Here is a 22,062-nt window from a genome sequence, read left to right as displayed (position 1 = left end):
GGCGCGGGAGCGTGCACCGGGGCCAGGGTGCGCTCCGTCAGCCGAAATATGCGAATCGGGGCAGGCTCGCGCGGCGACCCCGACGGCGGGTCAGGCGAACAGCCCGACGAGCGCGTAGCACCCCGCCGCGATCAGCGCGGCGGCGGGCATCGTCAGCACCCAGGCGATGACGATGTTGCCGGCCACGCCCCAGCGCACCGCCGAGGTGCGGCGGGCGGCACCGACGCCGACGATGGCTCCGGTGATGGTGTGGGTGGTCGAGACCGGCACGCCGAGCCAGGTCGCGGCAAACAGCGTGATCGCCCCGCCGGTCTCGGCGCAGAACCCCTGCATCGGGTTCAGGCGGGTGATGCGCGAGCCCATGGTATGGACGATGCGCCAGCCGCCGAGCAGCGTCCCGAGCGCCATCGCGCCCTGGCAGGCGAGCACGACCCAGAGCGGGATGTAGAACTCGGATCCGAGCAGCCCCTGCGAGTAGAGCAGCACCGCGATGATGCCCATGGTCTTCTGGGCGTCGTTGCCGCCGTGCCCGAGGGAGTAGAGCGAGGCGGAGAGGAACTGCATCACCCGGAATGTGCGGTCGACCGCGAACGGCGTCGCGCGCACGAAGCTCCAGGAGACGGCGAGCACCAGCAGCAGCGCCAGCAGGAAGCCGAGCAGCGGCGACAGCACGATCGCGGCGATGGTCTTGCCGAGGCCGGCCCACACGATCACCGGCGGCCCGGCCTTGGCGAGGCCCGCGCCGACGAGCCCGCCGACGAGGGCGTGCGAGGAGCTCGACGGGATGCCGAGCACCCAGGTGGCGACGTTCCAGGCGATCGCGCCGATCAGCGCGGCGAAGATCACCGGCGCGTCGACGATGCTGGCGTCGACGATGCCGGTCCCGAGCGTCTGCGCCACGTGGAGGCCGAAGAACAGGAAAGCGATGAAGTTGAAGAACGCCGCCCAGATCACGGCGTAGCGCGGCCGCAGCACCCGCGTCGAGACGATGGTGGCGATCGAGTTGGCCGCATCGTGCAGGCCGTTGAGGAAGTCGAAGACCAGCGCGACCGCGATCAGTCCGACGAGCCAGGGCAGCGCGAGCGCGGTGATCGTCATCCTCAGACGTTCTCGATGACGATGCCGCTGATCTCGTTGGCGACATCCTCGAACCGGTCGACCACGCTCTCGAGGCTGCCGTAGATCTCGCGTCCGATCAGGTAGCGCATCGGGTCGGTGTGGCCGTGGGCCTGGTACAGCGCCTTGAGGCCCTGGTCGTGCAGCTCGTCGGAGCGGCCCTCGACGCGAGTGATCTCCTCGGTGAGGGCGGAGAGCCGCGTGGCGTGGATGCCGATCGCGCTCAGCAGCGGGACGGCCTCGGCGGTGAGGCGGGCCGCCTGCACCACCGTGTCGCCCATCTCGCGCATCAGCGGCTCGAAGGTGCGGATCTCGTAGAGCTCGATGGTCTTCACGGTCTTCTGCATCTGGTCGATGGCGTCGTCCATCGACTGGATCAGGTCCTTGATGTCGCCGCGGTCGAACGGGGTGATGAAGCTGCGGCGCACCGCGAGCAGCACCTCGCCGGTGATCGCGTCGGCCTCCGCCTCGCGCGCCACGATCGTGCGGCCGAACTCCGGCACGGCATCGCCGCCCTGGAGCAGGCCGTGAAGGGCGTCGGCTCCGGCGACCAACGTCTCGGCGTGGCGCGCGAACAGATCGAAGAACCGATCCTCGCGCGGCATCAGCGCCCGGAACCATCCCAGCATCGCGGCGATACCCCTCGGCGCCCGACCGTCGACGCGCCGCTTCCGGTCCCTCGTGGCACGCTTTGCGGCTCGGCGCGAGGGCGGGCGCGTGAAAGGCTCGACCGATCATGCCGAAGCGTATCGGACGGCGCTACACCACCTTCCTCGTCGCGGTGACCGCGGACGCGGCCACAAGCATGGTGCCGGCTTCGGTCTACGCGGTGATGGCGCGACGCCCGGACGAGGCGTTGGAGATCGTGCGCGCGCAGGCCGATGGGAGCGACGAGGTCGTCGTGGTCGGGTCGCTGTCGAGCCGCATGGCGAAGGCGATCCGGCTGTCGGCGGGCGAGATGCGCGCGATCTGAACTGCGAGCCCGCGCATCGCCGCGACGGCGCCCGGCCGGGATCGTCGGATCCCGGGGACGGCATCGGATCGGGCCCGCACGGTGATCGCCGCGGTAGCCCGATCCGGTTCGGCCCATCCATGCGCCCTCGGCGCCGACCTCGGACGCGAGGGCGGTCGACGTTCAGCGGATCACTCCGCCGCCTGCTGCAGCCGCAGGCGCTGGTTCTGGCCGATGGTCCGGGAGATCACCGAGCGGCGGGCGCTGTAGCTCGCCGAGACCAGGGGGTAGTCGATCGGGAGGCCCCACTTGGTGCGGTAGGCTTCCGGCGACAGGCCGCGCAGCGTCAGGTGCCGGCGCAACGCCTTGTAGGGCTTGCCGTCCTCGAAGCTGATGATCGAATCCTGGCGGATCGAGGCGCGGATCTGGGCGTCGGTCGGCCGGGCGAGCACCGGCTTCGGCGGCGTCTGCAGGCCGGTGATCGAGCCGTGCACCGTCCGGATGAGGTCCGGCAAGCCGGCGGCCGGCACCGAGTTTCGGGCGACGTAGGCGGCGAGGATCTTCGCGGCGAGATCGATGGGGTCTGAGGTGGTCTGCACGGTCGTGTCCTTCCGAATTCAATCTGGTGGGTGCGCCGGGGCGCGAAGTCGTCGAAACCAGGATGCTTCAGCGGTCGATCGCTCTAGAGGGACGCGGCGAGAGGAGCCGCTGCCGAACGATTATGCGCCTGCGCGCTCAAAACACAACTTATGCGCGATCCATTCAGTGCGTTAAATCTACTTAGAATTGATTAACGCGCTCAAGCGGGTTGCAAATGCACGCACGCAGCGCGCTCCGGTCGACCATTTCGCTCACGGCGACAATCCCTTAGGCGAATCCTAAATCGTCCGCCGCTGACGCGAATCGCTATACACTTTATAGTTGTATGCCTCGCGCTGCCGCCCGGTACGACGCCCTCGACGAGGCACCGGGCCTTTACCGGTCTGGCGACCTCGCCGAGAACGGGCGGCGGAGGATCGCATCATGGAAGTCCTGGTCGTCGGTGCGGGCGTCGTCGGCCTCGCGACCGCGCGCGCCCTGGCGCTGCGGGGGCACGAGGTCGTCGTCGCGGAGGCGGCGGAGGCGATCGGCACCGGCGTGTCCGCGCGCAACTCCGAGGTGATCCACGGCGGGATGTACTATCCGGCGGGCTCCCTGCGGGCGAAGCACTGCGTTGACGGCGCGCGCCGGCTCTACGCGCTCTGCGAAAGCCACGGCATCGCCCACCGCGCCTGCGGCAAGCTCATCGTCGCCACGACGGAGGCCGAGGCGGAGACGATCGCCGCGATCCGGGATCGCGGCGTCGCCAACGGCGTCGAAGGACTCGATCTGCTCGACGCCGCCCAGGCCCGACGCCTGGAGCCGAACCTCGCCTGCACCGCAGCGCTTCTGTCGCCGCGGACGGGAATCGTCGACAGCCACGGCCTGATGCTGGCGCTGCAGGGCGATCTCGAGGATCGCGGCGGCGCGATCGCCCTGCACACCCCCGTCACCGGCCTGGGGCGCCGCGACGGACGCTGGGCGGCGGCGTTCGGCGGTGCGAGCCCCGGCGACTATCCGTGCGACGCGGTGGTCAACGCGGCGAGCCTCGACGCACAGGCCCTGGCCGCGCAGACCGAGGGCTACCCGGCCGAGCGGGTGCCGCGCCGTGTGCTGGCGCGCGGCAACTACTTCGGCTTCACGGGAAAGCCCGCGTTCTCCCGGCTGATCTATCCGGCACCGGTCGAGGGCGGCCTCGGCACCCATCTCACCCTCGATCTCGCCGGGCGGATGCGCTTCGGCCCCGACGTCGAGTGGATCGAGGCGGTCGACTACCGGGTCGATCCGGCGCGCGGCGACGCCTTCTACGCGGCGATCCGGCGCTACTGGCCCGGCCTGCCCGACGGCGCGCTGGTCCCCGATTACGCCGGCATCCGCCCGAAGCTCACCGGCCCGGGCGAGCCGGCCGCCGACTTCGTGATCGACGGGCCGGCCGAGCACGGCCTGCCGGGCCTCGTCCACCTATTCGGGATCGAGAGCCCTGGCCTGACCGCCAGCCTGTCCCTGGCCGAAGCGGTGGCCGACCGCCTCGGCGCGTGACGGCGCGCCCTCAGGACAGGATCCGCAGCGCCAGCGGCACGAAGATCGCGGTGAGGAAGGCGTTCAACCCCATGGCGATGCCGGCGAAGGTGCCGGCGACCTCGCTCACCTGGAACGCCCGCGCGGTGCCGACGCCGTGGGCGGCGAGCCCGACCGCGAAACCGCGGGCGCGCATGTCGCGGATACCCAAGGCCTGCATCAGCGGCGTCACCAGGATCGCGCCGGTGATGCCGGTCAGCATCACCAGCACCGCCGTCAGCGTCGGGTCGCCGCCGAGCGCTTCCGAGATGCCCATCGCCACCCCCGACGTGACCGATTTCGGGCTGAGCGAGACGATGACGGGCTCCGGGATGCCGAGGAGGCGCGCCAGCACGATCGCGCTGCCGAGCGCCACCGTGCAGCCGGCGACGAGGGCGGCGAGCATGGGCAGGAGCGCCCGCATCACCGTGGCGCGGTGCTCGTAGAGCGGCATCGCCAGCACCACCGTCGCCGGCCCGAGCAGGAAGTGGACGAACTGCGCGCCGTCGAAGTAGGTGGCGTAGGGCGTGCCGGTCAGGGTCAGCACCGTGCCGGTGATCGCGATGGCGATGAGCACCGGGTTCGCCACCGGGTGGCGCCCGCTCGCGGCCGAGATCCGGTCCGCCACGAGGTAGGCGGCCAGCGTCACCGTCAGCCACAGCAGCGGCGTGCGCGCGAGGTAGACCCAGACCGCGAACTCGCCGCTCACCGGTCGCCCCCGATCCGCGCCGTCAGCCGCGCGACCCAGAGGAACACCAGAACCGTGGCGACGAGCGCCGCCGCGGTCGAGACCACGACCACGATTGCGAGGCGAAGCCCCTGCGCCTGCACCACGTCGAGGCGCCCGACGATCCCGGCGCCGGCCGGAACGAACATCAGCGACAGGTTGGCGAGCAGCCCGCGGGCCGTGTTCTCCAGCGTCCCGTCGGTCAGCGGCTTCGGCAGGACCCGTGCCAGGTGCAGCGCGCGCCGGTCGCGCAGCACCAGGAAGCCCAGCATCAGGGCCATGCCGAGGACCGGGCCGGGGAGGGGCAGCCCGGCGCTGCGGGCAAGCACCTCGCCGAGGAGTTGCGCCAGCAGGATCAGGGTCAGGCTCGCGATCATCGATCGCCGCCGCTCAGGCCGGATCGGCGGCGATGCCGGGGATGCCCTCGCCGCGCGCCCGCGCGATCCCGGCCTCGTCGAAGCCGAGGAGCTTGCCGAGCCGCCAGACCAGCGCCTCCTCGAACTCGTCGACGTGGCCGTCGGCGGCGGCGACCGACCAAGCCATCGCCAGGATGCGCCCGCGCTCGCCGGCATCGGCCTCGTGCGGCAGCATCTCGACGAGGCTCGCCACGTCGCGGGTCTCGGAATCGCAGGCGGCGGCCCGGGCGATCAGGGCGTCGGCGGCCTCGGCGCTCTCAGCGTAGCGCCCGCGCACCAGACGCGCGAGGCGGTCCGATTCCGCCGGCGCGAGGATGCCGTCGGCCCGGGCCACGTGAACGAGGAGCGCGGTGGCGGCCAGGTGGGTGTCGTCGCCAGGCGTCTCGTGCGCGGCGACCCCGAAGGCCTCGGCGGCATAGGCCCGCAGGCGTGCGATCAGCGACATGGCGATGTTCCCGCGACCGGCGCGCCCGGTGCGGTGGGACCCTTCCCGCCGCATCCGCCCCCGTCAAGGACGCGAAGCGCAGCCCCGACGCTTCCCCGCGCCGCCGTGTCCCGCCTGCATCGCAGCCGGCCTCGCGAACGGTGCCGCCTTGCCAACGGCAGACCGGACGGCTATGCACCGTGGCCTCGGCGATCGCACCCTGCGACCGCGGACGGATGCCGCTTTAGCTCAGCTGGTAGAGCACCTCATTCGTAATGAGGGGGTCGGGGGTTCGAATCCCTCAAGCGGCACCATTTTGGTTGCGCTCTCCGCAACGGTCGTGAACACTTCAGCTCGAATCGATGTCTGCCGCTCGCGCAGCAGTGACCCTGTGCGCCCGATCGGCTCGACGTCGTTGGAGCGATCGCCTGGACCATGCGATCCCGCGGGGTGGCGTCACGCTGTCGCCTGGAGCCGATGCGGCGCTCGCGGCCCGCCCCCAGCGCAAGCTTGCAATCTTGCCGAACGAGGACGCCGACGCTGGCGATCTGCTGTAGTTGCGGCAAGCTTTTTAATCCCGGCCGGTGCGTGCGCGGCGGCACGTCGAAAATGTAAGCGGCTCACCATCTCAGTCTCAAGCAGAGAGAAACGGACCCGGATCAGGGTTTGTCCTGCAGAGGAGCTGAGACGCCACCATGAAGACCCGTATCGCCGCCATCGCCGCCGCTACTATTCTTGGCGTCGCCACGATCTCGTCGGCAATGGCCTACGACCGTCCGGCGCGTTACACCGGTTTTGCGCCCTACGACGTCGAGACGACGGGTTCGTTCGACGGCTTCGATCAGCGGTTCGACCGCAATCCGGCTACCTGCCGGATGAGTTCCGCCGCCGAGGGCAATGCCAACCAGCAGAACTTCCCGGTGAAGCAGTACGGCCAGACCGCCGGCGGCAATCGCTGCTGATCGGCTGGCGGGCTTGGAGGTCGTCGCCGACGTCGTCCGTCGGGTCATTCCCCGCGGCGTGATCGCGACGGTCGTAACGCGCGGGCCGTCGTTGGTGAAAGGCGGCGCGCCCGAGCAGAGGGCCGAGATCCAGCGGCGGGGTACGAGCCCTGCCGCTTTCTCATGCGTCCGAGGCGGATCGACCGGCTGCGGCCCGGTCGCGGCTTTTCAACCGGGCGTTGGGGCGACATGGTCCGCGCCCGAGGTCCGAAACCCGCGCGAGCTGTCATGACCCTCTCCGATGCCGTCGCTCCGTTCCGCAGCCTCCTCGGCGAGGGTGGGGTGCTGACCGGCTCCGACACCGGGCGCTACACCCGGGACCAGCGCGACCTGATGCAGGGCGAGACGGCGGCCGTGCTGCGGCCGCGGTCGGTCGCCGAGGTGCAGGCGCTCGTGCGCCTCGCGAAGGCCGAGGGCTTCGGGCTCGTGCCGCAGGGCGGCAACACCGGCTACGTCGGCGGGGCGACGCCGCAAACCGGACGACGGCAGCTGGTCGTCAGCCTGGAGCGGATGACGCGGATCCGATCGGTCGATCCCCTCGATTTCTCGCTCGCCTGCGATGCCGGGGCGATCCTCGCCGACGCTCAGGCGGCCGCGGCCGCGCACGACCTCCTCCTGCCGCTGAGCCTCGGCGCGGAGGGAAGCTGCCGCCTCGGCGGCAACCTCGGAACCAATGCCGGCGGCCTACAGGTGCTGCGCTACGGCATGACCCGCGACCTGGTCCTCGGGCTGGAGGCGGTCCTGCCGGACGGGTCGCTGCTCTCCGACATGAAGCGGCTGCGCAAGAACAACATCGGCTACGACCTGAAGCAGCTCTTCGTCGGCGCCGAGGGCACGCTCGGCATCGTCACCGGGGTGGTGCTGAAGCTGTGGCCGGCGCAGAGCTTCCGCGCGACCGCGTGGCTGCAGCTCGCCGCCGGCGCGCCGATCTCGGAGATCGCCGCGTTCCTGCGCCGCGAGACCTCGGACCTGGTCTCGACCTTCGAGCTGATCTCGGCCTCGTCGCTCGCTCTGGTCGCCGAGATGCGCGGCGCCGCGACCGGCTTCGCCACCGGAGCCGGCGGGGCGGTGCTGCTCGAGCTCTCGTCCTCGTCGCGTCACATCCCGCTCGACGACGTGCTGATGGCGGCCCTCGAAGCCCTGATGGAACGGGCATGGATCACCGATGCGGTGCTGGCGAGCTCCGAGGCGCAGCGCCGGGCGATGTGGACCGTGCGCGAGACCATCCCCGAGGGCGAGAAGCAGGCCGGCGGCTCGGTCAAGCTCGACATCGCGGTGCCGGTCTCGCAGCTCGGCGCGTTCCTGGCCCGCGGCGGTGCGCTGGTGTCGGAGCGGATGCCGGGCGTGCGCCTGTCCTTCTACGGCCATGTCGGCGACGGCAACGTCCACTACAACCTGATGGTGCCGGCGGGCGAGGACCGCCTCGCCTTCACCCGCCGGGTCGAGGCGGGCATCGCGCACGACCTCTACGCGGTGGCGATCGATCTCGGCGGCAGCTTCAGCGCCGAGTACGGCATCGGCCGGTTCAAGCGCGACCTGCTCCGCCGCTACGCCGACCCGACCCGGCTCGCCCTGATCGAGACCGTCAAGGCCGCCATCGACCCGGACGGGCTGATGAACGCCGGCGCCATGGCCGGACGCGACTAGCGACGCACGCGCGCCGGCTCCGTTCGGTCCGCCACTTCGCCCGAAATCCGAGCTTGGCGTCCCACCGAAATACATGCGTATGCCTGTTTCGGGCGTGGGCGCTCCGAATCGGTCGAGGGTGTGATGATGGTCGCCAGTCCGTCCCCTGTGCTGTCCGGCGCGCTCGCCCGGGCGCTGGCGCGCCGCGGCGTGCATTATGGCTGGGTCTCGGCCGCGGTCACCTTCCTCACCATGCTGGTCACGGCCGGCGCGGTCGGGGCGCCCGGCGTGCTGATCCTGCCGCTGCAGACGGAATTCGGCTGGGACACCGCCTCGATCTCCTCGGCGCTGGCGATCCGCCTCGTGCTGTTCGGGTTGATGGGCCCCTTCGCCGCCGCCCTGATGAACCGCTACGGCCCGCGCCGGATCGTGCTGGCGGCATTGGCGCTGATCGCCTCGGGGTTGCTGGCCTCGCTCGCGATGACGCAGCTCTGGCAGCTGATCCTGCTCTGGGGCGTCGTGGTCGGCGTGGGCACCGGGCTGACCGCGCTGGTGCTCGGAGCGACGGTGGCGACGCGCTGGTTCTCGCATCGGCGCGGCCTCGTTGTCGGGCTGCTCACCGCGAGCTCGGCCACCGGCCAGCTGATCGTGCTGCCGATCCTCGCCGCGCTGACCGAGGCGCTCGGCTGGCGCGCCGCCCTGCTCACGGTCTGCAGCCTGCTCGGGCTGGCGGCCCTCTTCGTGTTCCTGTTGCTGCGCGACCGGCCGGAGGATGTCGGCCTGCTGCCCTACGGCGAGACGGCGGCGAATGCCGCTCCGCCGCGCGGGCCCGCCGTCGGCGCCATCGCGGCGCTTCGCGAGGCCGCGCGGACGCGGGTGTTCTGGGTGCTGTTCCTCACCTTCTTCATCTGCGGCGCGAGCACCAACGGGCTGATCCAGACCCACTTCATCCCGCTCTGCGCCGATTACGGCCTGCGCCCGGTCCAGGCGGCGAGCGTGCTCGCCGGCATGGGCGTGTTCGACTTCGTCGGCACGGTCGCCTCGGGCTGGCTGTCGGACCGCTACGACAACCGCTGGCTCCTGTTCTGGTACTACGGCCTGCGCGGGCTCTCGCTCTTGTGCCTGCCGTTCTCCGATTTCTCCTTCGCCGGGCTGTCGCTGTTCGCGGTGTTCTACGGCCTCGACTGGATCGCCACCGTGCCGCCGACGGTGAAGCTGGCGGCGCAGCGCTTCGGGCGCGAGCGCGCCAACGTGGTCTTCGGCTGGGTCTTCGCCGGGCACCAGCTCGGCGCGGCGACGGCGGCCTTCGGCGCCGGCCTCTCGCGGACCGAGCTGCAGAGCTACCTGCCGGCCTTCTTCGCCGCAGGCGCGCTGTGCCTCGTCGCCTCGGCGCTGATCCTCACGCTGAGCCCGCCGCGGCGGGAGGCGGTGCCGGGTGCGGTGCCGGCCGCCGGCTGAAACCGCGTGCCGGCGTCCGACACATCGCGATCAGGCATCGAGCCCGATCGCGGGCGCCGCTTACGACCATGGCGCAGGTGACGGCTACACCGTCCGGTCGACGACCCGTCCCTGACCGGCCGGCACCGGGGGCGAAACGGCAACCGCCGTCTCCGCGACCAGCGCGGCGACCGCCTTCTGCGCGTCGATCTGCTGACGCGCGACGGCGGTGCCGATCGACTGAGACAGGGCACCGGCCTGGATCTGGACGGATCGGGCGACGGGGCTGGTCATGGCGCATCATGACCCGGCGTCGGTGAAGGGCTGGTTATGCCGACGCTTCAAAAGTCTGTCCCGGCCGGAGGGGGATCGGTTCGGTCGACGGTCCGCCTGCGGTCCGAAGTCGACCACGCGCCGCCGATGGCTCCCCGCACGCCGGCGAAGACCTCACATCGTGGCGCACGCGGTGGTGCTCGACGCGCTCCTAGGTTTTCGGCGGGTCCAGCATGACCCAGAGGCGGGTGATCCGCCCATCGACGACGTTCGCGACGTCCGCGCCGGTGACGACGACCGGCCCGTTCCGGGGGCCGCCTTTCCAGCGCAGGACGCCGAGCCCGTGATGCCCGACCGCGACGCCATCGGGCGCGAAGCGGAAGTCCGGCCCGAACTGCTCGAGAAGCTTGCCGGCGATCTCGGAGATCGCCGCACGGCCCACGACGACGGTCGTCGGCTCGTACATGACCGGGTCGGCGACGAAGAGCTCATCGAGGGCGCGCTCGCGCTTCGCGCCGTCGCGTTCGTTGAAGATGCGTTCGAGATTCGCGCGCAGCAGGCGGTCGTAGTCCGGCGCGTCCGGCGTCTTGGTCTCGTCCGGCACGGCTCATCCTCCGGCGGTGGCGATCTGCGCTAGGAGGGTATCGGCCCAGACGCCAGATGAGAAGCCATGGATAGGCAAAGATTCTGGTGTCACGGCTTCATGGCGGCCGACGGTCCTGGTCTCGATCCTCGCGCGATCACCCGATCACGAGGCGGGTGCGCGGCCCGAGGCGGCGCAGGAGCCGGAGCAGGTCGGCGCGCTTGAGCGCGACGCAACCCTCCGTCGGCGTGTAGCCCGGCCGGGCGATGTGCAGGAAGATCGCCGAGCCGCGGCCGGGGCGGATCGGGCCGCGGTTGTGGTCGAGGTCGATCACCACGTCGTAGAGACCGTCGTCGCGCCACATCCGTTCCGCGCTCACGCCCGGCGCGGGCAGGGCGATCGGCCGGTTGTAGCGGCGGTCGCGGACGTCGTCGCACCAGCCGTCGCCGGGCGCCGTCCGGCGCAAGGGGAGGGCGGTGGCAGGGCGAGGAAGATGGTCGGGCCTATAGCTGCCGCCGCGCAGGCGGACGCGACCGCGCGGCGATCCGCCGTCGCCCTCGCGCTTCACCTGCACGATGCCGCCGCTTCCCAGGGCGCAGGGGATGACCGCGTCGCCGGCCTGCAGCAGGCCCTTGCGCCGGTCGCCGACGCGCGGGTGCACGCGAAGCGTCGCCAGGGTGGTCGTCTTGCCGGGTCGGGAGCCGGTTCGGGGAGGGCGAGGTCGTTGAATCATGATTCTGCGCGAGAGTGATTCCAGGCTCGGCGTTCGGGGCCCCGATCGGCTCCGCCCGCCCGTGCCGGCCCCGTCCTGCGAGGCCCATACGGGCAGGATGTCACCGAAATGGTCGAATAATTGTGCACAAGGCAATTCCCCGCCGCGAAAAGCGCGTTATTCTAAGGCGACTACCCGGGTCGAAGAACCCTCGGGTTTTTGGGAGCGAGATCGCCCGCGCGCCGGAGTTCCGGGGCACGACTCGTTCCGGTCGTGCCCTGTCGAAGAGTTCCTCGGACGATGTCCAACGCCTACCGCCTTCTCATCTGCGACGACGACGCGATCCTGCGCGAGACCCTGACCGAGCAGCTCGACCTCTGCGAGGAGTTCACGGTGGTCGCCGAGGTCGATGCGGGCCGGGCCATCGCCCGCGTCGCCGCCGATCGGATCGATCTCGCGGTGATGGATGTCGGGCTGCCCGACATGGATGGGCGCGAGGCCGTCCGCCTGATGCGGAAGAACGGCTTCAAGGGGCCGGTCATCATGCTGACGGCTCAGGATTCCGAGGCCGACACCGTCGAGGGCCTCGAGGCGGGCGCCAACGACTACGTCACCAAGCCGTTCAAGTTCGCGATCCTGCTCGCCCGCATCCGCGCGCACCTGCGCAGCCACGAGGCGTCCGAGGACGCGGTCTTCCAGATCGGCCCCTACACCTTCAAGCCGGGCGCGAAGCTCCTGGTCGGCGAGCGCGGCTCCAAGCTGAAGCTGACCGAGAAGGAGACCGCGATCCTGCGCTTCCTCTATCGCGCCGGGCGCGAGGTGGTCGGCCGCGACACGCTGCTCGCCGAGGTCTGGGGCTACAACGCGCAGGTCACGACGCACACGCTCGAGACCCACATCTACCGGCTCCGGCAGAAGATCGAGCCGAATCCGGGGCTCGCCGCGATTCTCGTCACCGAGGGCGGCGGCTACAAGCTGCTGCCGTGATGCCGGCATGAGGGCCGCCCCGGTCGCCCTTCGGCGCGAGACCCTGGCGAGCCCGATCGGAACGCTCGTCCTCCTCACCGACGCGGACGGGCGGCTGCGGGTCGCCGACTTCGACGATTATCGCGACCGCATGGAAACGCTGCTCGAACGCGGCTACGGCCGCGGCGGCTGGTCGATCGCCGACAGCCCGCATCCGAGCGGGGCGTTGCGCGCGCTCGCGGACTACTTCGACGGCGACCTCAACGCCATCGACGCGATCGAGACGGCCACCGGCGGGACCGTGCTGCAGCGGGCGGTCTGGGCCGCGTTGCGCGCCGTGCCACTCGGAACGACCGAGAGCTACGGCGCGCTCGCGGCGCGAATCGGGCATCCGCGCGCGGTGCGCCCGGTCGGCGCCGCCAACGGTGCGAACCCGATCTGCGTGGTGGTACCGTACCACCGCGTCGTCGGCGCGAACGGCACGCTCACCGGTTACGGCGGCGGCCTGGAACGCAAGCGCTGGCTCCTCGACCACGAGGCCCGCCATGTCGGGCTCGGCGGCGTGGAGCGTCACGCCGACCTGTTCGGGGCGGCGCTGCTGCGTTGAGCCCGTTCCCCGTTCCCGACGCTTCCGCTAAGGATCGCCGATCGGATTGGGAAGGACCGGCGCGGGTTGGGCATCGAAGACGACATCGCGATCCTCGCCGCCGCGCCGGTGTTCGAAGCCTTCGGGCGCGACGCCCTGCGCCTGCTCACCTTCGCCGCCGAGCGCCGGTCGCTGGATCCCGGCGAGCGGCTGTTCGCCCGCGGCGATCCTGCCGACGGCGGCTTCATCGTCCTGTCGGGCACGATCGCCCTCGAGCCGCGCGTGCCCGGCGGCGAGACGATCCTGGCCGGGCGCTCTGCGCTGATCGGGCGGCTCGCCCTGTTCGTCCGCGGCGAGCGGCCGAGCGAGGCCACCGCGCGCGATGCGGCGGAGGTCATGCGCATCACCCCGACGCTGATGCGTAGGGTGCTGGAGGAGTTCCCCGACGCCGCGGCCGCGATCCACGACGCGTTGGCCGACGACCTGACCGGATTGAACCGGGGCTTCGACCGGGTCCGCGCCATGCTCGACGCGGATTGAGCGACCGGGCCACTGTGGCCGGCGGTCAGGATCGTGGCAGGACGGCGCGCGCGGCCTCCGTCACCGCATCGGCGCGGAAGTGGTGCAGCATGTGCCCGATGCCCGGCAGCCGCTCGTAACGGGCACCGGGGATCAAGCGGATGGCCAGGGCGCCGTGGATCATCGGGTTGACCACGATGTCGGCATCGCCCGCCAGGATCCGCACCGGCACGCGGCAGGTCGCGTAGGCCGTCGCGCTCCGGCTCAGCGCCACCCAGAGCGACAGCGCATCCTCCGCCTCGGCGACGATCTGGCCGGACCGCCCGGCGAACCCGAACGGGAACGCCTCGGCGAAGGCCTTCGGCATCGTCTGCGGCAGGAACATCGCGTTCCACAGCATCGGCAGAAGCGTCGGGTCGGCGGACGCCCCGAGGGCCCGCGACAGCACCGGGCCGGACACGGGGGCGGCACGTGGGCCGAACAGCACCTGCTCGAGGCGAAGCTCCGGAAAGCAGACCGGGGCGAGCGCCACGATGCCGGCGACGTCGTCGGGGTAGAGCAGCCCGTAGGCCAGCGCGACGGCGCCGCCGTAGGAATGCCCGACGATCACCGGGCGATGCAGCCCGAGCGATCGCACGGCCGTGTGGATCAGCTCGGCCTGGCGCCAGGGCGAGGCGTCGGTTCCACGGGCGCGGGTGCTAAGTCCGTGCCCCGGCCGGTCGACGGCGACCACCCGGAAGTGCCGGGCGAGCGCTGGCACCGGACCGAGCCACATGTCCTCCAGCGTCATCAGCGTGCCGTGGATGGCGACGAGGTCCGGCCCGGCACCGGTCTCGGCATAGGCGATCGACCGCCCGTCCGGCAGGTCGACCATCTTGCGCGGGACGATGCGCTGGGTCTCGGGGGGAGGGCTGGGCAGGCCGGACGTGTCGAGCAGCAGGGCGGCCATCCTAGAGCGAGCGCCTGCGCCCGCGGGGCGGATTGCCCGCCTTGCTGCCGATGCCCGTCAGCGCCAGCGCGGCGAGGCCGAGCCCGATCAGCCCCGCCGTCGCGGCGACCGGATGCAGGGTCGCCCGGGTGTAGGCGCTGGTGCGCATCACGTAGCCCGGCTGCGTACCGCGGACCGCGCCCGCATGCTTCGGCGCATGCAGCGCGCCGGCCGGGTCGCGCGGTGCCTCGCCGCGCCTCTGCATCGCGATGATCGCCGGCGCCAGCAGATCGTAGGCACCCGGCGCGAATTCCTTGCCGGCCACCATCAGCTTGCCGCCCCCGCCGACGATGATGTCGCGCTGCGGATGCACGGCGGCGTGCAGGATGGCGTTCGCGACCTCCTCGGGCGGGTAGATCGGCGGCGGCAGCATCGGCTCCCGGTCCATGTAGTTGCGTGCCCGCTGCGGCAGCGGCGTGTCAATCGAGGTCGGCTTGACCAGCGTCACCGAGACCGGCGCATCCTCGGCCAGCAGCTCCATGCGCAGGGCGTCGGTGAACCCCTTCACGGCGTGCTTGCTCGCCACGTACATGCCCTGAAACGGGAAGGCGAGGTCGGAGGCGACGCTGCCGAGGTTGATCAGCGCACCGCCGCCGCGGCGCAGGTGCTCGACGGCGACGAGCGACCCGAACACCGTGCCCCAGAGGTTGGTCTGGATCAGGCGGACGTTGTCCGCGTCGGACACCTCGCGCAGCGGCCCGTAGATGGTGAGGCCGGCGACGTTCACCCAAGTGTCGAAGCCGCCGAACGCGGCCACCGCGCGATCGGCCACGGCCTGGACCTCGGCCCGGTTCCCGACATCGCAGGCGACGGCGATCGCCCGGCCGCCGGACGCCTCGATCTCAGACCGCACGGTCTCGAGCACGTCGGCGCTGCGGGCCGCGAGCACCACGCGTGCGCCCCCGGCCGCGGCCCGGCGGGCGGTCGCGAGCCCGATGCCGCTCGACGCGCCGGTGACGACGACGACCTGATCGCGCAATGCCTTGTGTCTCATGCCGTCCCATCGCTCCACGCACCGGTCGGCACGGAGCCGCGGTCTTCGGGAGCTACCCGCGAAACCGTGAGATGTTGCCGAACGAGGCGCGATCCAGGCGCGTCCGTTGCACGCAGGCGTTCGAGTGCCCGAGCTGGCCGGCTCGGGTTCGAGCGGCTGCGGAAGCCCTGAGCCGGCGAGGCGATGTCGCGGGTGCTGCGCACGGGGATCCGTCTGCGGGACGACAGCCTAACGCCGTCCCGCGCATCGGGACCGTCAGGTGACAGGGCGGTCGGCCGCTTGTAAGCACGGGCGCTCACGAAAACCCTGTCCGGAAGACCCATGTCCCACGCCGCCCTCACCCAGACCATCGAAGCCGCCTGGGAGGACCGCGCCGGCATCGACACGAGCACGCGCGGCGCCGTTCGCGAGGCGGTCGAGGCGGCCCTCGCCCTGCTCGATTCCGGCGAGGCGCGCGTCGCCGAGAAGAGCGGCGACCAGGATTGGGTCGTCAACCAGTGGCTGAAGAAGGCGGTGCTGCTATCCTTCCGCCTCAACGACATGGCGCCGATCTCCGGAGGCCCCGGCGAGGCGACGTGGTGGGACAAGGTGCCCTCGAAGTTCGAGGGCTGGAGCGAGGCCGAGTTCCGCGCCGCGGGCTTCCGCGCCGTTCCCGGCTGCTTCGTCCGCCGCGGCTCGTTCATCGCGCCCGGCGCCGTGCTGATGCCGTCGTTCATCAATCTCGGGGCGCGGGTCGGCAAGGGCACCATGGTCGACACCTGGGTGACGATCGGCTCCTGCGCCCAGGTCGGCGACAACTGCCACATCTCGGGCGGCGCCGGCATCGCCGGCGTGCTCGAGCCGCTGCAGGCCAACCCGGTGATCATCGAGGACAACTGCTTCATCGGCGCCCGTGCCGAGGTCGCCGAGGGCGTGATCGTCGGCGAGGGCAGCGTGCTGTCGATGGGCGTCTACATCGGCGCCTCGACCCGCATCGTCGACCGCACCACCGGTGAGGTCTTCTACGGCCGCGTGCCGCCCTATTCGGTGGTCGTCTCCGGCACGATGCCGGGCAAGGCGCTGCCGGACGGCTCGCCCGGACCGGGCCTGTACTGCGCCGTCATCGTTAAGCGCGTCGACGCCGGCACCCGCGCCAAGACCGCGATCAACGAGCTGCTGCGCACCTGATCCGAGCCGGGCCCGATCCGATGCGCGAGACCGCGACCCTCGACCTCACGGTGGCCGGCCGCTCGGTGCCGACGCCGTGCGATCGGATCGGGGCCGGCCCCGACGTGCTGCTGCTGCCGGCGCTCTCGACGATCGCGTCGCGAGCCGAGATGCGCGGCCTCGCCGACCAGCTCGCCTGGGACCATCGCTGCCTGATCCCGGACTGGCCCGGCTTCGGTGCGCATCCGCGGGCGCGGCTGCCGCTGAATCCGGCGACGTTCCACGACTACCTCGACGCGCTGCTCGCGGCTGCACCCGGCCCCTACGCACTCGGCGTCGCCGCCGGCCACGCGGCGGGCTACCTGGTGGCCGCCGCCCGCCGGCATCCGAAGGCGTTCGCCCGGCTCGTCCTGGTGGCGCCGACCTGGCGCGGCCCGCTTCCGACCGTGATGGGACCGGAGCGCCGGGGCCTGTTCACCGCGATCCGCCGCGCGGTCGAGACGCCGGGGCTGGGCGACGTCCTCTATGCCCTCAACATCCGGCCCAAGGTGATCGGCCGGATGATGCGCGCTCACGTCTACGGCGACGCGGCGCACGTCACCGACGCGCTGATCGCGGACAAGACCGCGATCACCCGCCAGCGCGGCGCGCGCTTCGGAACGGCGGCCTTCGTCACCGGCGGGCTCGATCCGGTGCCGACGCGCGAGGCCTTCCTCGCCCTGTTCGGCGACGGCCTGCCGCCGATCCGGGTGCTGCGCCCGAGCCGCGCCCCGCGCCGGTCCGGCGCCGAGATGGACGCGCTCGTCGCGTCGGGCCGCGTCGAGGGCCGACCGGTGCCGGGCGCCCTCAGCCCGCACGAGGAATATCCGGCTGAGACCGCCGAGGCGATCCGCGCGGCCTGACGCGCCTCAGCTCCAGGCGTGGGAGGGGGGCGCCACCCCGTTAAGCGCGTGGTTGCCGACGATCGCCACCTTCCAGCGGACGGGGTCGTGCAGCGTGTGCGTCCGCGCGTTGCGCCAGTGCCGGTCGAGGTTGTGCTCGGCGAGCGTCGAGCGGGTGCCGCCGAGCTCGAACAGCTTGTTCGAGGCCGCGAGCGCGATCTCGGTGGTCAGCACCTTCGATTCGGCGACCGCGATCTTGGCGGCGTTCACCAGCCCCGCATCGTGGTCGACGAGCGCGGCGTCGATCGCGAGGCCGGCGCGGTCGAGGATTGCTTCGGCCGCGTGCAGGCGGATGGTGAGGTCGCCGACGGCCTGGATGGTGTAGGGGTCGTCGGAGGCCCGATCCTGACCGGCATCGATCCACGCCCGCGCCTTCTCGCGCACGAAGGCGATGGTGTCGTCGAGAGCCGCGCGGCCGATGCCGGCGTCGATCGCCGCCTGGATGATCTGGAAGATCGCCCCGTCGAGGCGCGGCAGCTCCTGGTAGGCCTTCCAGGCCGGGACGAGGTGGCTCTTCTCCACCCGCACGGACTCGATCAGCACCGTGCCGCTCGCCGTGCCGCGCTGGCCGAAGGCCGACCAGTCGTCGATCACCGTCAGACCGGGCGCGTTGCGGTCGGCGATCGCGTACCAGGCGAGACCCGCATCGTCGACGGCGACGATCGGCACGAGGTGGGCGAGCAGCGCCCCGGTGGCGTAGAACTTCTGGCCCTGCACGATCACGTGGTCGCCGTGGTCGGTGAAGTGGGTGGCGAAGTCGGCGGCGCGCGCCGTGCCCTTCTCCGAGAACGCGTTGCCGAAGCGGGTGCCGCGCAGCACCTCGGCGAACAGGAGGGCCTGCTGCTCGGGGTCCGACACGGTGCGGATCGCGGCGACGATGCCGAGGTGGTTCTGCGCGATCTGCGCGATCGAGGGGTCGGCCGCGGCGACGATGGCGATCACCTGCGCCAGCGTCCGATACGACACCTCGGGGCCGCCGTGCTCGCGCGGAACGTTGATCGACCATAGGCCGCTCTGCGAGAACCGGTCGAGCTCCGCCAGCGGCCGGGCATGCGCGAGGTCGCGCTCCGACGCCCCCTCGCGGATCGAGGCGGCGAGCGCGTGGGCGACGCGGATCGCCTCGGCGTCGTCGCGGATGATGTGGGCGGCCTCGGATGGACGGGCCGGGCCCGGGACGCCGCGAGAGGACGCTGTTCCGGACAGCGCCTGGGTGCTGACGGCGATGTTCATCGATCTCTCCGAAGTTCGAGGGCGGTCGTCGGATACGCATCCGCCTCTTCCCGATCGCGCGGCGAGGGGATGCTCGGCATCGGCGCGCCTACGCCGCCTCGGCGCGCTCAGCGCGCTCGGCTTCGAGCGCGCGGACCCGCGGGATGATGTGCGCGCCGAAATACGCCACGTCCTCCTGGAAATGCAGGAATGCCAGCAGCGCGAGATCGGTCCCGGCATCCTTGAGCGCGATGATGCGCTCGGCGATCTGGTCCGGCGTGCCGATCAGGTTGGTCTTGAAGCCGTCGTTGTACTGGACGAGGTCCTCGAAGGTCGATTTCGCCCAGTTGCCCTCGCCCTCGGGCGAAGCCCGGCCGGCGTTCTTCGCCTCGTGGCCGAAAGCCTTCACCGCATCCGGGTTGGCATGGTCGATAATCTCCTGCAGCACGGCGCGCGCCTCGGCCTCGGTGTCGCGCGCGATGACGAAGGCGTTCACGCCGACCTTGACCGCATGGCCGTTGGCGGCGGCCTTCGCCTGCAGGTCGGCGACCTGCGCCCGGATGCCCTCGGGGGTGTTGCCGTTGGTGAAGTACCAATCCGACACCCGCGCCGCCATGTCGCGCGCCGCCCGCGACGAGCCGCCCTGGAATATCTCCGGCGTCACCGCCGGCTTCGGCTTGAGGTTGTAATCGGTGTAGCGATAGAAATCGCCGCGGAACGTGTAGTTCTCCTGAGTCCAGATCCCGCGAAGCGCGGTGATGAACTCCTCGGAGCGCCGGTAGCGCTCGTCGTGGTCGAGCCACGGCTCGCCGATGGCGCGGAACTCGCCCGAGAACCAGCCCGAGACCACGTTGATCGCGATGCGGTTGTCGGTCAGCTCGCTGATCGTCGCGATCTGCTTGGCCGCGATGGTCGGGTTCCACGGCCCGGGCAGCAGCGCGGCGATGACCTTGAGCCTGGTCGTCACGGCGAGCAGCGCGTGGCTGAAGGCCACCGATTCGTGCTGGTACTCGGCGCCGTAGCCGGCGGTGAAGCGGATCTGCGTCAGCGCGTAGTCGAAGCCGGCATCCTCGGCGATCCGTGCGAGCTTGCGGTTGTAATCTCCGTCCCAGCTCGTGCGCTGCGGGATCGCGCTGATGACGAGCCCCCCGGAGACGTTCGGCACCCAGTAGGCGAAGCGGATCGGCTCTTCGGTCGCGTTGCGGTTGGTCATGGGGTTGCGCCTCCTCGTCGGTCAGGCCTCCCGCAAGGGCGAAGAGCGATCGTCCCGCATGGTCGCGGATCGAAGATCGCATCGAGCAGCCGCTCGCCGTCGTGCCGATTTGCCTGTCCGTCAAGTATTTCCAAAGTCGATGCCGCCGTCAAAGGAAGCAACGCGCAATCTTTTGCCTGAACGAGCAAGAAATTTCCGTCGCCCGTCCTTCCGGGGAACGAAGCTTCCCCGAGCCGAGCGCAACGGCCGACGCACCACGCGAACGATCGTATCGGCGTTCTTCATAAAGAACGATGGTGGGCCGAGCTCGTGGAAGAGGTCGCGCGTTTCGTGGCGCACGAGGGGAAGGAGAACGAAAAACCCCCTCCCGGTCGCATCGGGCAACGATCACCTCAACCGGAGCGTTCTTTTGCAAGAACGTTTCATTGACCGCGTGCACCGCACGCCTCACCTTTGGGAGGACATCGCGGCACGGTCCGAACGGGTGGCGGCGCGGCCGTCCCGCGTCCGGACCGTGCCTTGCGCCACCTTCCTTTCGAGACGAGATCCGACGATGACGCGACCGAAACTCGTGGGCTTCAGCGCCAACCTTCAGCGCCCGTCCAAGACCCGCGCCCTGGTCGAGGCCGTGGCCGAGGCCGCCACCGTCGACGGCGGCCTCGACCTTCGGCTGTTCGATCTCGTCGATGCCGGCACCGGGCTCGGCGCGGCCTGGTCGCGGGATGCGCTGTCGCTTCCCGCCCGCCGGGTGATCGAGGCGATCGAGGGCGCCGACGCGCTGGTCGTCGGCTCGCCGGTCTACAAGGGCAGCTTCACCGGGCTGTTCAAGCACGTCTTCGACCTGATCGATCCGGCGGCCCTGGCCAACAAGCCGGTCGCGATCGTCGCCACCGGCGGCGGCGCCCGCCACGCGCTCGTCGTCGAGCATTCGTTCCGGCCGCTGTTCGGGTTCTTCGGCGCCCTCCAGGTGCCGACCACCGTCTACGGCTCCGATCCGGACTTCACCGACGGCCTCCCGACCGATGCGGGCGTGCGCGAACGGATCGCCCAGGCCGGCGCCCAGCTCGCGGCCCTGCTGCGCGCCGGGATTGCGGCGGAATCGTCCGCCCCCGTGGCCCTCGCCGCCGCACGCTGAGACCCGCGATGATCGACCGCCGCCGCCTCCTCGCCACGGCCCTCGCCGCGGCGCTGCCCCTGACCCGTCCGGCGGTGGCCGCCGAGCCGGGCGTGCTGCGCATCGGCTACCAGAAGAACGGCATCCTCGTGGTCGCCAAGCAGCAGGGCGTGATCGAGGAGCGCCTGGCCAAGCTCGGCCATAGCGTGCGCTGGATCGAGTTCTCCTTCGGGCCGCCGCTGCTCGAGGCCTTGTCCCTCGACGGCATCGATTTCGGCCAGACCGGCGACGCCCCGCCGATCTTCGCGCAGGCCGCCAAGTCGAGCCTGGTCTACGCCGCGGCGCAGGAGGCCGGCGGCTCGGGCTCGGGCATCCTGCTGCCCAAGGGCTCGACGATCCGGTCGCTGGCTGAGCTGAAGGGCAAGCGCGTCGCCTTCGCCAAGGCGTCGAGCGCGCACAACCTCACGGTCGCCGCGCTGGAGAAGGCGGGCCTCACCTACGCCGACATCGAGCCGGTGACGCTGGCGCCCGCCGACGCCGCGGCGGCGTTCTCGCGCGGCAGCATCGACGCCTGGACGATCTGGGACCCGTACTACGCCATCGCGGAGGGCGGCGACGGCGTCCGCGTGCTGGCGACGGCCAGGGAGATCGCGCGGCAGAACAACTTCTTCCTGGCGAGCCGCGCCTTCGCGGAGGGCCGCGGCGCGGTGCTGGCCGAGGTGATCGACGTGCTCGGCAGCGTCGCGCGCTGGTGCGGCGACAATCGCGGCGAGGTCGCCGATCTGCTTTCGAAGGGCACCGGCGTGCCCCTCGCCGCCACCCGTCGCGCGGTCGATCGCACCGACTACCTCATCGGCCCGATGAACGACCGCGTCGCTGCCGAGCAACAGGTGATCGCCGACCGCTTCCACGCCCTGAAGCTGATCCCGAAGCCGATCCGCGTCGCCGACGCGGTCTGGATTCCACCCGCACGCAACGGCTGA

General features: G+C 71.3%; 25 protein-coding genes and 1 tRNA gene. 13 read left to right on the top strand and 13 right to left on the bottom strand.

Annotation, left to right across the window (positions count from 1 at the left end):
* Positions 1-90: 90 nt before the first annotated feature.
* Both MKK64_RS12470 and MKK64_RS12465 read right to left on the bottom strand, forming a co-directional pair.
* Positions 91-1,098 carry an inorganic phosphate transporter gene (locus tag MKK64_RS12470; RefSeq protein WP_147725666.1) on the bottom strand — a complete coding sequence of 336 codons (1,008 nt, stop codon included), beginning with the start codon at positions 1,096-1,098 and terminating at the stop codon, positions 91-93.
* 2 nt (positions 1,099-1,100) lie between these two features.
* Entirely contained in the window at positions 1,101-1,745 is a 645-nt protein-coding gene (locus tag MKK64_RS12465) for a DUF47 domain-containing protein (RefSeq protein ID WP_243935211.1), read from the bottom strand.
* Positions 1,746-1,852: 107 nt separating this feature from the next.
* On the opposite strand from MKK64_RS12465, the gene MKK64_RS12460 reads away from it, so the two are divergent.
* Positions 1,853-2,089 carry a hypothetical protein gene (locus MKK64_RS12460; protein WP_243935209.1) on the top strand — a complete coding sequence of 79 codons (237 nt, stop codon included), beginning with the start codon at positions 1,853-1,855 and terminating at the stop codon, positions 2,087-2,089.
* Between the two features lie 170 nt (positions 2,090-2,259).
* Here MKK64_RS12460 and MKK64_RS12455 read toward each other — a convergent pair whose 3' ends face one another.
* Positions 2,260-2,667 (bottom strand): MucR family transcriptional regulator, encoded by a 408-nt coding sequence (locus tag MKK64_RS12455; protein ID WP_243935207.1) that lies wholly within the window; start codon positions 2,665-2,667, stop codon positions 2,260-2,262.
* Between the two features lie 424 nt (positions 2,668-3,091).
* On the opposite strand from MKK64_RS12455, the gene MKK64_RS12450 reads away from it, so the two are divergent.
* Positions 3,092-4,186 (top strand): NAD(P)/FAD-dependent oxidoreductase, encoded by a 1,095-nt coding sequence (locus tag MKK64_RS12450; protein WP_243935205.1) that lies wholly within the window; start codon positions 3,092-3,094, stop codon positions 4,184-4,186.
* A 10-nt stretch (positions 4,187-4,196) separates the two neighbouring features.
* On the opposite strand, the gene MKK64_RS12445 is transcribed toward MKK64_RS12450, so the two are convergent.
* The 3 genes from MKK64_RS12445 to MKK64_RS12435 are packed head-to-tail and all read right to left on the bottom strand — an operon-like array spanning position 4,197 to position 5,792.
* Complete coding sequence (locus MKK64_RS12445) at positions 4,197-4,913, bottom strand: LrgB family protein (RefSeq protein WP_147725671.1); 717 nt, start codon at positions 4,911-4,913, stop codon at positions 4,197-4,199.
* Positions 4,910-5,308, bottom strand: a complete 399-nt coding sequence (locus MKK64_RS12440; RefSeq protein ID WP_147841528.1) for a CidA/LrgA family protein — start codon at positions 5,306-5,308, stop codon at positions 4,910-4,912. Before MKK64_RS12440 ends, MKK64_RS12445 begins: the two co-directional genes overlap by 4 nt.
* A gap of 13 nt (positions 5,309-5,321) precedes the next feature.
* On the bottom strand, positions 5,322-5,792 hold the full coding sequence (locus MKK64_RS12435; protein WP_243935204.1) for a TerB family tellurite resistance protein: 471 nt from the start codon (positions 5,790-5,792) through the stop codon (positions 5,322-5,324).
* Positions 5,793-6,009: 217 nt separating this feature from the next.
* On the opposite strand from MKK64_RS12435, the gene MKK64_RS12430 reads away from it, so the two are divergent.
* From MKK64_RS12430 to MKK64_RS12415, 4 genes are all read left to right on the top strand, one after another.
* Positions 6,010-6,085 (top strand) — tRNA-Thr (locus MKK64_RS12430).
* A gap of 381 nt (positions 6,086-6,466) precedes the next feature.
* Positions 6,467-6,733, top strand: coding sequence for a hypothetical protein (locus MKK64_RS12425; protein WP_147725674.1), 267 nt, complete (start codon positions 6,467-6,469; stop codon positions 6,731-6,733).
* Positions 6,734-7,000: 267 nt separating this feature from the next.
* Positions 7,001-8,419, top strand: a complete 1,419-nt coding sequence (locus MKK64_RS12420; protein WP_243935202.1) for an FAD-binding oxidoreductase — start codon at positions 7,001-7,003, stop codon at positions 8,417-8,419.
* 147 nt (positions 8,420-8,566) lie between these two features.
* On the top strand, positions 8,567-9,856 hold the full coding sequence (locus MKK64_RS12415) for an MFS transporter (RefSeq protein WP_147725684.1): 1,290 nt from the start codon (positions 8,567-8,569) through the stop codon (positions 9,854-9,856).
* An 84-nt stretch (positions 9,857-9,940) separates the two neighbouring features.
* On the opposite strand, the gene MKK64_RS12410 is transcribed toward MKK64_RS12415, so the two are convergent.
* The 3 genes from MKK64_RS12410 to MKK64_RS12400 form a co-directional block, all read right to left on the bottom strand.
* The gene (locus MKK64_RS12410; RefSeq protein WP_243935200.1) at positions 9,941-10,129 is read right to left on the bottom strand and encodes a hypothetical protein; all 189 of its coding nucleotides are present in this window, start codon (positions 10,127-10,129) and stop codon (positions 9,941-9,943) included.
* Positions 10,130-10,319: 190 nt separating this feature from the next.
* Positions 10,320-10,712: a nuclear transport factor 2 family protein gene (locus MKK64_RS12405; protein ID WP_147841498.1), complete on the bottom strand. Its 393-nt coding sequence runs from the start codon at positions 10,710-10,712 to the stop codon at positions 10,320-10,322.
* Between the two features lie 136 nt (positions 10,713-10,848).
* Positions 10,849-11,424: a L,D-transpeptidase gene (locus MKK64_RS12400; protein WP_243935198.1), complete on the bottom strand. Its 576-nt coding sequence runs from the start codon at positions 11,422-11,424 to the stop codon at positions 10,849-10,851.
* Positions 11,425-11,703: 279 nt separating this feature from the next.
* Between MKK64_RS12400 and MKK64_RS12395 the strand changes: the two genes are divergently transcribed.
* From MKK64_RS12395 to MKK64_RS12385, 3 genes are all read left to right on the top strand, one after another.
* A complete protein-coding gene (locus MKK64_RS12395; RefSeq protein WP_147725679.1) occupies positions 11,704-12,390 on the top strand; it encodes a response regulator transcription factor in 687 nt (228 codons plus the stop codon).
* 7 nt (positions 12,391-12,397) lie between these two features.
* Positions 12,398-12,976, top strand: a complete 579-nt coding sequence (locus MKK64_RS12390) for a methylated-DNA--[protein]-cysteine S-methyltransferase (RefSeq protein WP_243935197.1) — start codon at positions 12,398-12,400, stop codon at positions 12,974-12,976.
* Positions 12,977-13,042: 66 nt separating this feature from the next.
* Positions 13,043-13,495: a cyclic nucleotide-binding domain-containing protein gene (locus tag MKK64_RS12385; RefSeq protein ID WP_147841495.1), complete on the top strand. Its 453-nt coding sequence runs from the start codon at positions 13,043-13,045 to the stop codon at positions 13,493-13,495.
* Between the two features lie 25 nt (positions 13,496-13,520).
* Here the strand turns inward: MKK64_RS12385 and MKK64_RS12380 are convergent, their stop codons facing one another.
* Together MKK64_RS12380 and MKK64_RS12375 are read right to left on the bottom strand one after the other, a co-directional pair.
* Positions 13,521-14,423, bottom strand: a complete 903-nt coding sequence (locus MKK64_RS12380; RefSeq protein WP_243935196.1) for an alpha/beta fold hydrolase — start codon at positions 14,421-14,423, stop codon at positions 13,521-13,523.
* Position 14,424: 1 nt separating this feature from the next.
* The gene (locus MKK64_RS12375) at positions 14,425-15,456 is read right to left on the bottom strand and encodes an SDR family oxidoreductase (protein WP_243935195.1); all 1,032 of its coding nucleotides are present in this window, start codon (positions 15,454-15,456) and stop codon (positions 14,425-14,427) included.
* A 321-nt stretch (positions 15,457-15,777) separates the two neighbouring features.
* On the opposite strand from MKK64_RS12375, the gene dapD reads away from it, so the two are divergent.
* Positions 15,778-16,623: a 2,3,4,5-tetrahydropyridine-2,6-dicarboxylate N-succinyltransferase gene (gene dapD, locus MKK64_RS12370; RefSeq protein WP_243935194.1), complete on the top strand. Its 846-nt coding sequence runs from the start codon at positions 15,778-15,780 to the stop codon at positions 16,621-16,623.
* A gap of 20 nt (positions 16,624-16,643) precedes the next feature.
* A complete protein-coding gene (locus MKK64_RS12365; RefSeq protein WP_243935193.1) occupies positions 16,644-17,504 on the top strand; it encodes an alpha/beta fold hydrolase in 861 nt (286 codons plus the stop codon).
* 6 nt (positions 17,505-17,510) lie between these two features.
* On the opposite strand, the gene MKK64_RS12360 is transcribed toward MKK64_RS12365, so the two are convergent.
* Complete coding sequence (locus tag MKK64_RS12360; RefSeq protein ID WP_243935191.1) at positions 17,511-18,773, bottom strand: SfnB family sulfur acquisition oxidoreductase; 1,263 nt, start codon at positions 18,771-18,773, stop codon at positions 17,511-17,513.
* A gap of 88 nt (positions 18,774-18,861) precedes the next feature.
* The gene (gene sfnG / locus MKK64_RS12355; protein ID WP_243935189.1) at positions 18,862-19,965 is read right to left on the bottom strand and encodes a dimethylsulfone monooxygenase SfnG; all 1,104 of its coding nucleotides are present in this window, start codon (positions 19,963-19,965) and stop codon (positions 18,862-18,864) included.
* 553 nt (positions 19,966-20,518) lie between these two features.
* Between sfnG and MKK64_RS12350 the strand changes: the two genes are divergently transcribed.
* Together MKK64_RS12350 and MKK64_RS12345 are read left to right on the top strand one after the other, a co-directional pair.
* The gene (locus MKK64_RS12350; RefSeq protein WP_243935187.1) at positions 20,519-21,100 is read left to right on the top strand and encodes an NAD(P)H-dependent oxidoreductase; all 582 of its coding nucleotides are present in this window, start codon (positions 20,519-20,521) and stop codon (positions 21,098-21,100) included.
* An 8-nt stretch (positions 21,101-21,108) separates the two neighbouring features.
* Entirely contained in the window at positions 21,109-22,062 is a 954-nt protein-coding gene (locus MKK64_RS12345; RefSeq protein ID WP_243935185.1) for an aliphatic sulfonate ABC transporter substrate-binding protein, read from the top strand.

The organism is Methylobacterium sp. E-025, assembly GCF_022829705.1.
Lineage (GTDB): Bacteria > Pseudomonadota > Alphaproteobacteria > Rhizobiales > Beijerinckiaceae > Methylobacterium.
This window is presented reverse-complemented; position numbering and strand designations above follow the sequence as displayed.